Here is a 12,536-nt window from a genome sequence, read left to right on the forward strand (position 1 = left end):
TCAAAAGAATAAGGATTTCTTATGAACATAAAAAAAGCTTTCCTAAAGGCTATTACGCTGCTTGTATTTTTATCAATTCTTTACTACTTCTTTTATGCATTGAATGAAAACAAGTTATCGCACTATTGTGATAACTATATTTGTCTTGAAATCTTATCTTTAGCTGAATTTCTTGGGATAATCACAGCTTGGATCAGCCTATATTTCGTACTGAAGTCCCTAGAATCATGGAAAGATGCCTATAAATTCCATACAACAATTGAAACTTTATCCAAGTTTGAAGAACTCAAGATTATTTCAAATCAATATCACACCATCTTATACCAATTAAAAAACTCACTCATCCGCGCTAAAGGTTATGAATTACACAGCTCATTTGATTTAGAAGAGCAAAAATACGAAGATAAATTCAATAATCTGTATTACTACGACAAATTAATAAATCTTCAACAGTGGCTTAATCAAGAAAAAAATGTGAACAAGCATAAAGATTTTAAAGAAGTTTTAAGAACTTTTGAAACTGCTATAGATTCTGCTCATAGACTTGTTTCAGAAGCTCATTTAAGTGAGGTAAATTATGGTCAAAATTACGCTACAGAAACCGACATAAACAGAAGAAAAGAATCTATAAAAAAGGTTCAAATTGCTTTTGAAAAATACTCAAAAGACAAAACAATATTTGAAAAGCGTTTGGAAGTTCTAAGACGAAAACTGTAGTTATGAAAAACCCATAGCTAAGCATGGGTTTTTCATGAACTTTATAGTCTAAGTAAATTAAGCTTTAAGCCATTTCTCAACTTTAGATTGATCGGAAACCTTAAGATCTACTTCAGTGAGTTCACTACCACCCGATTGAACTTCAAATTGCATTAATTCATCACGACGGAAAGCATGCACATTAAAAGTACCTTCCAATTTTGCATACTTGTCGAGTTGTTTAGTGGTCGCCTTTAAACCATCAACTGCGATGATAATATCATGAGCAGAAAGCCCAGCTTTAACACCAGCGCCATCACGACGAGCAGACTGAATTAATACGCCTTCAGGTTTATCTAGAAGTTTTAAACCAAATGGTAAAGATTTATCATGCTTTAAAACATAGTCTAAGCCAAATTCAGGGAACAATTGATCAAGCGGTAACTCATCCGTGGTATTAATCAAATGATTAATTTGTTCAGACCAATCATCACCTGTTAATTCTTGGCATAATTCATAGATGGTACGTTCATGAACCTGTATACCCTTTTGCGCATTTTCATACAGCTTACGCATCAATGCATCAAGACTTGAACCTCTTAAACGTAAACCTAAATCTAAACACAGTGCTACTAAGCAACCCTTGTTATAGTAACTTGTGCCAGCATTGTTAGAGTTTTCATCTTGACGATAGAATTTGACCCATGCATCAAAACTTGACTCTGCAACAGTTTGAACAAAACGACCTGGATTTTGCAAATAACGATCGATCTGCGCCTTTAACAACTTCAAGTAAGATTCCTGAGAAATCACACCACTACGCAGTAGAATCAAATCATCATAGTAGGACGTAAAGCCTTCAAAAATCCACAGCAAAGAGGTATAGCCCTCTTTGTCTAAATCATAATTCACAAAATTTTCAGGGCGAATAAATTTCACCAACCATGAATGAAAATATTCATGGCTACACAACCCTAAGAAACGCTGATAATCAGCGGAAGGTTCAACAGGCTCATTGGACTTAGGTAGATCATCACGTGGAGAAATCAAACTGGTTGAGTTCGGATGCTCTAAACCACCATAACTATTACCCGTCGCGATGGTCATAAAGGTGTAGTTTTCGAAAGGTGCCGAACCAAACATCGATATTTCTGTCGCACAGATTTTCTCAATGTCTTGTTTCATACGTTCGATATTCATCGCATGTTTGCCAGAGATCACAAACTCATGCGGAATACCATTTGCTTCAAAAGCAAAACGAGTTTGATCTGCAAGCTCAAATGGTGCATCAATCAATTCAGCGTAGTTTTTTGCCTTAAGCGTATAGCGACCACGCACTAAACTTTTAGATGCCAATCCTGTAGCAAGTTGGAAATGTTTCAATTCATCTGGCAAAAATAACTCAACTTCTACCGCTTTATCTTCTTGTCCTTCTAAACCTAAACATGCACAAGCAGGATTCACATATAAGCGTGTTTCATCAACATAAGCACCACGTACTGAGAGGTCGTATGCATAGACGTCGTACTCAACCGTAATCAGCTCAAAATCAGTATTAAATAACTGCCACTTATTTTTTTCATTTTTACGAATCTTGAGTATTCGACCATCTTCATCATAGGCACGAACAGACTCAATATGTTTTGAAAACTCTCGAATGAGATAACTTCCTGGAATCCAAGTTGGCAAGCTCAATACTTGAGTTGGCTGAGCAACGAAACGAACAGTAACGTGAATGAGATGCTGACGAAAGTCGTCAAATTCGATCTGATAATGCAACATAATGTCTTAATTGAGAAACTATAGAACCAACTTGTATTTAGATTAGCATTTTTTTACTTGGAGTTGCGCGATTCGTATTAATTGTCTACAAATCTGACTAGAGTTTCAGAAAAAAAAGGCATAGCATGCGGTGTGCTTGATGATCTATGCCATTGGATTGGCTTATATAGGTAAACCCGTTGAAACTCTACTCTGCTCTACTCATAATTTTTAGTTTTTTTATAGTAAATATCACACATGCTTCCTTGTTCGAAGTTGCACCAGAAAGTTTAGAAGCTGAAGCATGGACTGTCTTAGATCCACAATCAGGTCAAGTCATTACTGAACACAATAGCCATGTCCAACGTGCACCAGCTTCGTTAACCAAAATGATGGTGGCATACATCGCTCTGAAAGACATTCAAGCAGGTAAAATTAACAAAAATGAAGTTATTACTGCCTCACCAGTCGTCAATGTAGTTCAATGGGATGAGTCTCAGATGTATCTGAAGCCGACTCAAAAAATTACGATTGATCAGCTTTTGGCAGGCTTAATTATCATGTCTGCCAACGATGCTGCTGTCACATTGGCTGAACGAATTTCAGGATCAGTGCCTGCATTTGTTCAACGCATGAATCAAGAAGCCAAAGCGCTAGGCATGAAAGATACAAACTTTGCCAATCCAGCGGGCATTACAATGGACATGCACTATTCAACAGCGCATGATTTAGCCGTGCTCGCACAAGCGCTCACCAATGAAACACCCAATTACCTTGACTACTCGAAACAGCAAAGTTTTACTTACAATCAGCATTTTCACCGTGCAACGAATATCTTACTCAAACAAGATGCCACTGTTGATGGTTTGAAAACAGGGTTTACTCGTGCTGCAGGCTATAATCTTGCACTCACTGCGAATCGACCAACTCAACAATTTGACCTCAATCAAAGGAGACTTATTGTTGTGGTACTCGGTGCTCAAAGTGGCTTTAAACGCGCTGAAATCGCACATCAACTTTTAAACCTATCCTATGCCTATACACGCAATGAAATTGCAATTAAAAATAAGCAACTGATTGCTGAACTCCCTGTAGTCGCATCGACCTTAAAAAGGTTCAAAGTCGAAACTAAAAAGCCAAGTATCGTGACGACCTCTTTGTATAACGCGAATCAAATGATTGATATGCGTAATTTTGACAATCAAACTCATCGTTTGATTCAAGCAGATGCTTTTGGATTCACTTCAGCTCTTGAGCCTTTACAGCAAACTCAAACGCATATGAACGTCGAGCTACTAACACAATCATTAACCGCACCTATCGCGCAAATTCAGCAGTTGGCACGTATTCATATCTATCAAAATAACAGACTCATTCAAACGGTATTGATTGAAGATGAACTTCAAATTGATGAAGCATCATGGTTTGAAAGTATTTTGAATTGGTTTAAACAATTATTTAGTTTTGGATCTAGCAGTACAAATCAAGCAAAAATCTATCCTTTAAACTGATTGCAGTTTTTTATTGTAAATCTGTAACTTGTAATACAAAAAGAACAATTCTTTTAAAAAAGAGATGGCATATTACCCCCATCTCTTTTTTATTTATGACGCTATAAAAATAGGAATATTAAATGTCGAATCTTCATCATATTGTCATTGTGGGTGGTGGTGCTGGTGGCTTAGAACTAGCAACACAACTGGGTGACACGCTGGGCAAATCGAAAAAAGCAAAAATTACATTAGTGGACCAAAAGCTCACACATATCTGGAAACCACTTTTACACGAAATTGCAGCAGGTACGTTGAGCCCTAGTGATGAAGAAACAAATTATTTTGGTCATGCTGCGAAGCATCATTATGAGTTTGTATTGGGTAAATTCGAACAATTAGATCGTGAAGCCAAGACCATTCAATTGCTCAAACCTGTTGCATCGACCTATGACCAATCGACTGATCATTTAACGCTAAGTTATGACACTCTTATTCTGGCGGTTGGTTCGGTTTCCAATGATTTCAATACTTCAGGTGTGCAAGAACATTGTCACTATTTAGATAATCCAAAACAGGCTGAACAGTTCCAGCAGCATCTACTTCATCTTTATATCGAAGCTCAAAATAATAATGACCATCGTGAGCTGCATATTGGCATTATAGGTGCAGGTGCAACTGGCGTTGAGCTTGCAGCTGAATTAGTTCAAGCCAAACAAAACTTCTTTAAATACGGTCTTAATAAAATTGACCCTAAAAACGTCAAAATTTCGTTAATCGAAGGCGCTGATCGTATTTTACCGGCTCTTTCTGAAAAAATGTCAGACCACAGCACTAAGCAGCTTAAGCGCATGAATGTGGATATTTTAACGTCTAAGCGTGTCGAAAAAGTGGATGCTGATCAAATTTACTTTAATGATGGAAGTTCAATTCCAGCACAATTAAAAGTTTGGGCTGCAGGCATTAAAACTCCAGCAGTGATTCAAAACCTAGAAGGCTTCGAAAAAGATCGTATGGGTCGCTTACACGTATTTGCAACACTCCAAACAAAAGCAGATCCGAATGTTTTTGCTTTCGGTGATTGCGCATACTGTATTTTAGATGCCCGTGAAACAGCTTTAGGACCGCGTGCGCAAGTTGCAAGTCAACAGGCTGCTTTCCTCGTTGATGCAATGAAAGCGCGAATTTCAGGAAGATCACAACCGATGTTCAATTTTTCTGACAAAGGTTCACTTGTGTCTTTAAGTGAGAATAAAGCAGTCGGCGAATTACTAGGTCAGGTCAATGTTCAAGGATTTGTGGCGAAGTCGATGTATGTATCGCTTTACCGACTGCATCAAGCCACGATTTATGGTTATGCACAGGCAGGATTACTCACAGCCAAAGATTTTGTGACCAGAAAAATAGCACCTAAAATCAAATTGCATTGAAAAATCTAAAAGACGCCCCAATGTAATATTTAAGCGTTATAAATTATCGAAACTGCATTTTTTTTAGAAAATTGTCTACAAAAATTGGTTTTCACTTTATGATGTACCCTTAAAATATTTGAATGGATCATTAACATGACAGTTATTGCAAATGACCTTGTGGTTTTATTTAACTATAAATTGACTAATGCAGAGGGTGAAACTCTCGATCAATCTCAAGGTGAACCACTTGCATATTTGCAAGGCGCTGGCAACATTATCCCTGGCTTAGAAAAAGCAATGTTAGGTAAAACGACTGGTGACAAATTTACAGTAACGATTCCTGCTGCTGAAGCTTATGGTGAGTACAACACTGATTTAGTTCAAGAAGTACCTAAACAAATGTTCCAAGGCGTAGACAACATCGAAGCTGGTATGCAATTCCAAGCGCAAACTGATGATGGCGTTCAAATTGTGACTGTTAAAGCGGTTGAAGGCGAAAACGTAATCGTTGATGCTAACTTCCCGCTTGCTGGTCAAGACTTAACATTTGATGTTGAAATCGTTGAAATCCGTGAAGCAACTCAAGAAGAGTTAGATCACGGTCACGTTCACGGTGTAGGTGGTCACCACCACTAAGATCTACGGATTTTAGGACAAAAAGGTGAAGCTTCTGCTTCGCCTTTTTTTTATGCAAAAAATTACAATGCTTAACGATTTAAATGATTCAAATTCTTATAATTTCCTGAGGATATTTGGATATTAATCATATGAATCTCATTTGGTTTCGTCAGGATTTAAGAGTTAGGGATAACACGGCGTTAATGGAGGCAAACCGGCATGGGAATACTTGTGCGGTGGTGATACTTTCGCCTCAACAATGGAAATTGCATGATGATGCAGTGATTAAAATTGACTTTTATCTTCGCCAACTTAAATCACTTGAAAGTGAGTTAAAGCAATTCAATATCCCACTTGTGGTGGAAATCGTTACCCAATGGGACGATGTACCAGCTAGATTATTAACTTTCGCAAATAAATATCAAATTACTGCGATACACGCCAACATTGAAATCGGCGTGAATGAGTTACATCGTGATGCGCAAGTCCAGACCTTATTAGAATCGCATCAAGTGACTGTCGAGTATTATCATGACCGCACAATTTTCCCACTTGGATCAATTCGCAATAAGAGTCGCCAGCCTTATCAAGTTTTTGGTGCTTATAAACGTGCATGCTATGAAATCTTGAATATCTCTGTTCCTCAACCACTCGCTGTACCGAAAGTACAGCCTCATGAGCTTATACAACGCTTTCATACTTCCAAAATTCCATCGATACATGATTTTTATCCTGATGCTCAGATTAAATATCAATGGCCTGTTGGAGAGTCATTTGCACTACAAATGCTCGAGAAATTTGTTGACGAGAATTTAGAGACGTACAAACAACAACGCGACTTTCCAAACATTGATGCAACCAGTCAATTATCACCGTATTTAAATCTAGGAATTATTTCGATTCGACAATGTTTGGCTGCAATTTTTAGTCGCTCAAACGGCAATTTTCATCTCTACTCTGATGGTCAACAAACTTGGTTAGATGAGTTATTATGGCGAGAATTTTATCAACACATCCTATTTGATTTTCCAAGATTATCGAAATATCAACCATTCAATTTAAATACGTCTAATGTGCCATGGCGTGATGCACCCGATGAATTAAATGCTTGGAAATTTGGACAAACGGGTATTCCAATTGTGGACGCTGGAATCCGTCAAATGCTTCAAACAGGTTGGATGCACAATCGTGTCAGAATGATTGTCGCCATGTTCCTTAGTAAGAATTTGCTCATCGACTGGCGTAAAGGCGAACAATGGTTTATGCAACATTTGATTGATGGAGATTTAGCGGCAAATAATGGTGGCTGGCAATGGTGTGCTTCAACAGGTACAGATGCTGTACCTTATTTCCGTATTTTTAACCCCATTAGTCAATCACAAAAATTTGATAGTCAAGGTGATTATATTCGCAAATGGATACCTGAATTAGCTCATCTTGATGCGAAAATCATTCATGAGCCTTATGCTAAATATCCGAATCTTAAACTCAATTATCCAAAACCTATTGTTGATTTAAAGATGAGTCGACAGCGCGCATTAGCTGCTTTCAAATCAGCTAACTAATGCTCGTTCTAAATTTTGTTTGGCTTGATTTTCTAAAGTGTCATGAAAATATGCTGTTTTATAAATGGATTCCATTTGATAAAAGCTATTAAGAACTTCATTTCGTTTTAATGTATAAATTTCAGAGGGTACCCAACTGAATTCTTGATGAATTTGCTGCTGATATTCTTCAAAACGTTTGGCGTTTGAACCGAGAATTGCAAGATCAATATCAAGTAAATAGTTAAGGTCTGAATCAACTGAAGCACGATGCTCTTTGGTCGCTAATATCCACTGATAAATTTTCTCACATCTCCTCATCTCCATGTGGGGAGATATGATGTTCAGCATCATATCAGCACTTTGTTGTTCATTATCGTGTGCCTTAGGCTCATATATGACATCATGAAACCAAAGAGTTATAGAGACTGATAAAGGATCTTTTAAATTTGGTAGAACCAATTGTAAGTGATCCATACATTCAACGATATGCTGCACTGTATGATAATGCCGATGAGGCTCACTGTAATGAACTTCTAATCTATCAAGAATAGATATGGAATCCTCTGAGGATAGTTCAAGCTGTTGTGCAGTAGCGGCCCAGTATCTTCTCAACTGTTTTAAATATGAATCAATCATCAGACACCTTGCCCCGCTACCGCCTATTTATTTTCAAGCAGCCTGCTCATCACGTTTAAATACGAGCTCACCTTTCAAAGAACTTTCAGCATCGAAATAATAGCCATCCGTATTGAATGATTTAAGATCATCCACAGTATTAGGTTTATTTTCGATAATATAACGTGCCATCAATCCACGCGCTTTTTTTGCATAGAAACTTATTACTTTATATTTTCCATTTTTCTGGTCTAAAAATACGGGCTTGATAATTTCAGCTTTAATTTTGCTTTCTTTCACCGATTTATAATATTCATCGGATGCGATATTGACCAATAAATCACTTTTGGCTTCTGATAAGTCTTGATTGATCAAGTGGGTAATTTCATCTCCCCAAAATTCATAAAGATTGTGACCTCGTGGATTTGTTAATTTCGTGCCCATTTCTAAACGATAAGGCATCATTAAATCCAGTGGTCGGAGTAATCCATAGAGACCTGATAGCATTCTTAAATGGCGTTGAGCATATTCTAAATCAGCTTGCGTAAGCGAATACGCATCCAGACCTGTATAAACATCGCCCTTAAAGGCAAATATTGCTTGGCGTGAATTTGATAAATCAAAGTCTGATTGCCAATCTCTAAAGCGTTCCACGTTCAGATTCGCAATTTTTTCACTCACACTCATTAATTTGGCGATTTCTGAAGCAGACAGTTTACGACTTACGTCTATAAGCTGTTGTGAGTGGTCAAGCAATCTTGGTAAAGTATGTTCATCAGTTGGAAGTGTAGATTCATAATCTAATGTCTTAGCAGGAGAAATTAAGGCAAACATAGAAACCTGATCAAAAAACAATTAATCAAACTATAACAGTAGACTTATTTTATTTCCAATTGTGTTTTTTTTAATTATTGACGTTAAAATATACGATTCTCCTGCACGTTAATCGGTATTTTTATGTCTGAACAAATGTTCATTCAAGGCCCTGTTGGCAAAATTGAGGTTTTTGTAGATTATCCTCAGTCTGAAGTAAAAGGATTTGCGGTCGTTTGTCACCCTCACCCGCTTCAAGGTGGTACTCCTCAGCACAAAGTTCCCACTCTGTTAGCTCAAATGTTCCTTGAGCGTGGTTATATCGTTTATCGTCCAAGTTTCCGTGGATCAGGTCAAAGTGAAGGGGTTCACGATGAAGGATTTGGTGAAACAGAAGATATTTTAGAAGTCATTCGTCAAGTACGTGCAAAACACCTTACATTGCCTTTCTATGTTGGAGGCTTTAGTTTTGGTGCACATGTTATGGCGAAGGCATATCATGCACTACCTCAAGAAATTCAACCTGAACAAGTCATTCTATGTGGTTTACCAACAGCCACAGTTGCTGGTATCCGTCACTATGTTACTCCAGCAATTAAAGGTGATATTCTGTTTATTCATGGTGAGGCAGATGAAGTCACTTTATTATCCGATTTAATTGAATGGGCAAAGCCTCAACGCCATATTATTACAGTGCTACCTGGTGCTAATCACTTCTTCACAGGTTATTTGAAGCAACTTCGCGTCGCGATCACTCGCTTCCTTACGGCTTAATATAAATATTACGTGTTTCAGAAAAACCCAGTGTAGATTCTTTACATTGGGTTTGTTTTATTCCTCGTTAGGATTTCCACTCTAGCGATTGGAACGACTCATCTTCTCTTAATGTCTGCTCTACTGCTTGCGCAAGTTGTTTAATCACACTCTGCGTCTCAATTTTTTGGAACCAATCCTGTTCCTCATCTGCATGCGCACTTATTTCACATACAAAATGTCCTTCGCCATCTGGTTGATTACAGTTCACCCCTAAAGCGATTGGGTGATCAGAGACACTGACTTCTAATTCATGCGGATTCGTAGTTTGAGTGTGAAATCCATGTTGCACCAACTGTTCAGATAACAATGCTGTAACGTAAGTTTGTGCATTATCATGAGAATGACTTGAATGAGCCTTAGCGTATTTCGTTTGATCAACTAAAAATTGTAATTTTTTCATTTCCTCATCCAAAGGCTTTTTAATTATATAGAATTAGAATAAGCAATATAAACAAAACAGCCAAGCTTTTGCTTGGCTGTTTGAAAAGAAATATACAAATCTTTGGTCGTATTATTCACTAACTTGAATAGATAAACCCGCTTGTTCAGTGAGTTGAGTAAAAGTTGGGAAACTTGTTGCAACGGTTTCAGTTCCCACAATTTTAATTAAGCCTGAAGTACGCAGACCCGCAATGGAGAAACTCATGGCAATACGATGATCATGATGTGACTCAATTTCACCACCTGTAAAGATAGCAGACCAATCACCAGACTTACCTTTACCTTCAATAATAATGCCGTCATCCGTAGGCGTACAATCAACACCCATGGTTTTCAATCCATCAGCCATCACTTGGATTCGATCAGACTCTTTTACACGAAGTTCAGCTGCACCAGTTAACACTGTTTGACCTTCAGCACAAGCTGCGGCAATAAATAATGCTGGGAATTCATCAATCGCTAAAGGTACTTGATCTTCAGGCATATGGATGCCTTTCAAAGTACGAGTGCCACGAATTCGAATATCAGCGATTGGTTCACCACCTGCAATTCGTTCATTCTCGACTGAAATATCAGCCCCCATTTGCTTCAAAATTTCGATCACACCAGTACGAGTAGGGTTAATACCCACTGCCTCAAGTGTTACATCTGAATTTTCAGTAATGGCAGCACCCACCATAAAGAACGCAGCAGATGAAATATCTGAAGGCACTTGAATATTCGTGCCAACTAACTTACCACCACCTTTTAAAGAAATACGGTTACCTTCAGTTTTCACATCATAACCAAATGCACGTAACATACGCTCAGAGTGATCACGTGTAGGTTCTGGCTCAGTCACCGACGTTACACCTTCTGCCCATAAACCAGCGAGCAAAATGCCAGACTTCACTTGTGCAGAAGCCATCGGTAAATCGTAATGAATACCTTTAAGTTGCTGATTACCTGTGATCGATACTGGCGGTGTGCCACGCTCACCTGTTGTTTGAATTTGAGCACCCATTTCACGGAGTGGCTTTGCAATACGTTCCATAGGACGTTTGCTCAACGATGCATCACCAGTCATTACTGAGTCAAATTTTTGCGCAGACAACATCCCTGACAGTAGACGCATCGAAGTCCCAGAGTTACCCATATAAAGCTCACTTGCTGGAGCTTTAAGGCCATACATTCCTACACCATGAATCGTGACTTCACCATTTTTTGGACCTTCAATATTTACACCCATATCACGGAATGCTTGAAGTGTTGCTAAGGCATCTTCACCTTCTAAGAAACCAGTAACATGTGTTGTACCTTCAGCGATCGCACCAAACATGATTGAACGGTGTGACACAGATTTGTCACCTGGCACGCTAAATTTTCCAGTAAATGATTTAGCACCCGGCAGAATAGTAAATTGCTGTGTCACAGTTTTGTTCTCCATTAAAGGTTTCTTGGCAAGCATATGGTTAAAATGTTGGCGTGCTGCTTGAGCATGTCCAAGCAATCCCATGAGTGCTTTTGAATCTTCGTTTTCAATGAGCTGTCGAATATGAGCCAATTGGTTCTCAAATCCATCAACAGCATTCAAAATCGCTTTTTTATTGGCAAAGAATATGTCATGCCACATTTGTGGATCACTCGCCGCAATGCGAGAAAAGTCTCTGAAACCACCTGCTGCATAACGGAAAATGTCCAGATTATCTTCACGATTTGCAAGTTGCTCAACCAAATTGAATGCCATTAAATGTGGCAGATGACTTGTATGCGCAAGCACCTCATCATGCTTTTCCACATCCATACAAATTACTTCAGCTTGAGCAGCTTGCCATAACTGAATCAGTTTTTGCACTGCCCACTCAGCACTTGTTGCTAACGGCGTTAATATCACTTTGTGGTTAGCAAATAAATCTACTTTACCTGCATGAACACCAGTATGTTCAGCACCAGCTATTGGATGCCCTGGAACAAAACCTGCGGGTAAATGCTCACCAAAAACCGCAATTGCAGCCTCAACCACATTGCCTTTGGTACTGCCCACATCTGTAATTATAGTATCAGGAGTAATCACAGATTTGATCGAGTTTAATACAGATTGTGTAGCTCTCACGGGTAAAGCAAGAACAATTAAATCTGCATCAACCACTGCATCTTTGGCATCAGCATATCCTTCACTAATCAAACCTAAAGCTTTAGCATCTTCTAACGTTTGAACAGATCGCGTAGATGCCACAACATTTTCAGCAAGACCATGTGCTTGAATGACACGTGCTAAACTTGATCCAATCAATCCTAGCCCAATAAATGCAACTTTTTTAAATAAAGGTTGAGACATATCTAAGTTT

General features: G+C 38.4%; 11 protein-coding genes. 6 read left to right on the forward strand and 5 right to left on the reverse strand.

What is annotated here, in order from left to right:
* Positions 1–21: 21 nt before the first annotated feature.
* Positions 22–717, forward strand: coding sequence for a hypothetical protein (locus AC1M9P_RS00280; RefSeq protein WP_481586417.1), 696 nt, complete (start codon positions 22–24; stop codon positions 715–717).
* A 57-nt stretch (positions 718–774) separates the two neighbouring features.
* Here AC1M9P_RS00280 and AC1M9P_RS00285 read toward each other — a convergent pair whose 3' ends face one another.
* On the reverse strand, positions 775–2,478 hold the full coding sequence (locus tag AC1M9P_RS00285) for a M61 family metallopeptidase (protein WP_481586418.1): 1,704 nt from the start codon (positions 2,476–2,478) through the stop codon (positions 775–777).
* 179 nt (positions 2,479–2,657) lie between these two features.
* Between AC1M9P_RS00285 and AC1M9P_RS00290 the strand changes: the two genes are divergently transcribed.
* The 4 genes from AC1M9P_RS00290 to AC1M9P_RS00305 all read left to right on the forward strand — a co-directional run bounded on the left by AC1M9P_RS00290 (position 2,658) and on the right by AC1M9P_RS00305 (position 7,542).
* Positions 2,658–3,968: a D-alanyl-D-alanine carboxypeptidase family protein gene (locus AC1M9P_RS00290; protein ID WP_481586419.1), complete on the forward strand. Its 1,311-nt coding sequence runs from the start codon at positions 2,658–2,660 to the stop codon at positions 3,966–3,968.
* Between the two features lie 122 nt (positions 3,969–4,090).
* The gene (locus AC1M9P_RS00295; RefSeq protein WP_481586420.1) at positions 4,091–5,377 is read left to right on the forward strand and encodes an NAD(P)/FAD-dependent oxidoreductase; all 1,287 of its coding nucleotides are present in this window, start codon (positions 4,091–4,093) and stop codon (positions 5,375–5,377) included.
* 135 nt (positions 5,378–5,512) lie between these two features.
* On the forward strand, positions 5,513–5,995 hold the full coding sequence (locus tag AC1M9P_RS00300; protein WP_092767151.1) for an FKBP-type peptidyl-prolyl cis-trans isomerase: 483 nt from the start codon (positions 5,513–5,515) through the stop codon (positions 5,993–5,995).
* 131 nt (positions 5,996–6,126) lie between these two features.
* On the forward strand, positions 6,127–7,542 hold the full coding sequence (locus AC1M9P_RS00305; RefSeq protein WP_481586421.1) for a cryptochrome/photolyase family protein: 1,416 nt from the start codon (positions 6,127–6,129) through the stop codon (positions 7,540–7,542).
* Here the strand turns inward: AC1M9P_RS00305 and AC1M9P_RS00310 are convergent.
* Together AC1M9P_RS00310 and yaaA are read right to left on the reverse strand one after the other, a co-directional pair.
* Positions 7,531–8,160 carry an HD domain-containing protein gene (locus AC1M9P_RS00310; RefSeq protein WP_481586422.1) on the reverse strand — a complete coding sequence of 210 codons (630 nt, stop codon included), beginning with the start codon at positions 8,158–8,160 and terminating at the stop codon, positions 7,531–7,533. The two genes, AC1M9P_RS00305 and AC1M9P_RS00310, sit on opposite strands and share 12 nt — an antisense overlap.
* A 33-nt stretch (positions 8,161–8,193) precedes the next feature.
* Positions 8,194–8,973: a peroxide stress protein YaaA gene (yaaA, locus tag AC1M9P_RS00315; RefSeq protein ID WP_481586423.1), complete on the reverse strand. Its 780-nt coding sequence runs from the start codon at positions 8,971–8,973 to the stop codon at positions 8,194–8,196.
* Between the two features lie 123 nt (positions 8,974–9,096).
* Between yaaA and AC1M9P_RS00320 the strand changes: the two genes are divergently transcribed.
* Positions 9,097–9,726, forward strand: a complete 630-nt coding sequence (locus AC1M9P_RS00320; RefSeq protein WP_035267316.1) for an alpha/beta hydrolase — start codon at positions 9,097–9,099, stop codon at positions 9,724–9,726.
* A gap of 67 nt (positions 9,727–9,793) precedes the next feature.
* On the opposite strand, the gene AC1M9P_RS00325 is transcribed toward AC1M9P_RS00320, so the two are convergent.
* Both AC1M9P_RS00325 and AC1M9P_RS00330 read right to left on the reverse strand, forming a co-directional pair.
* A complete protein-coding gene (locus tag AC1M9P_RS00325; protein ID WP_092767159.1) occupies positions 9,794–10,168 on the reverse strand; it encodes a hypothetical protein in 375 nt (124 codons plus the stop codon).
* 111 nt (positions 10,169–10,279) lie between these two features.
* Complete coding sequence (locus AC1M9P_RS00330; protein WP_481586424.1) at positions 10,280–12,526, reverse strand: bifunctional prephenate dehydrogenase/3-phosphoshikimate 1-carboxyvinyltransferase; 2,247 nt, start codon at positions 12,524–12,526, stop codon at positions 10,280–10,282.
* Positions 12,527–12,536 lie beyond the last annotated feature (10 nt).

It is taken from the genome of Acinetobacter sp. 25-47-122, from assembly GCF_056779695.1.

What these genes read in the sequence shown, in the direction of transcription:
- AC1M9P_RS00320 (WP_035267316.1), top strand. Translation starts at nt 9,097, where the DNA reads ATGTCTGAACAAATGTTCATTCAAGGCCCTGTTGGCAAAATTGAGGTT.
- AC1M9P_RS00300 (WP_092767151.1), top strand. Translation starts at nt 5,513, where the DNA reads ATGACAGTTATTGCAAATGACCTTGTGGTTTTATTTAACTATAAATTG.
- yaaA (WP_481586423.1), bottom strand. Translation starts at nt 8,973, where the DNA reads ATGTTTGCCTTAATTTCTCCTGCTAAGACATTAGATTATGAATCTACA.
- AC1M9P_RS00295 (WP_481586420.1), top strand. Translation starts at nt 4,091, where the DNA reads ATGTCGAATCTTCATCATATTGTCATTGTGGGTGGTGGTGCTGGTGGC.
- AC1M9P_RS00310 (WP_481586422.1), bottom strand. Translation starts at nt 8,160, where the DNA reads ATGATTGATTCATATTTAAAACAGTTGAGAAGATACTGGGCCGCTACT.
- AC1M9P_RS00280 (WP_481586417.1), top strand. Translation starts at nt 22, where the DNA reads ATGAACATAAAAAAAGCTTTCCTAAAGGCTATTACGCTGCTTGTATTT.
- AC1M9P_RS00305 (WP_481586421.1), top strand. Translation starts at nt 6,127, where the DNA reads ATGAATCTCATTTGGTTTCGTCAGGATTTAAGAGTTAGGGATAACACG.
- AC1M9P_RS00325 (WP_092767159.1), bottom strand. Translation starts at nt 10,168, where the DNA reads ATGAAAAAATTACAATTTTTAGTTGATCAAACGAAATACGCTAAGGCT.
- AC1M9P_RS00285 (WP_481586418.1), bottom strand. Translation starts at nt 2,478, where the DNA reads ATGTTGCATTATCAGATCGAATTTGACGACTTTCGTCAGCATCTCATT.
- AC1M9P_RS00330 (WP_481586424.1), bottom strand. Translation starts at nt 12,526, where the DNA reads ATGTCTCAACCTTTATTTAAAAAAGTTGCATTTATTGGGCTAGGATTG.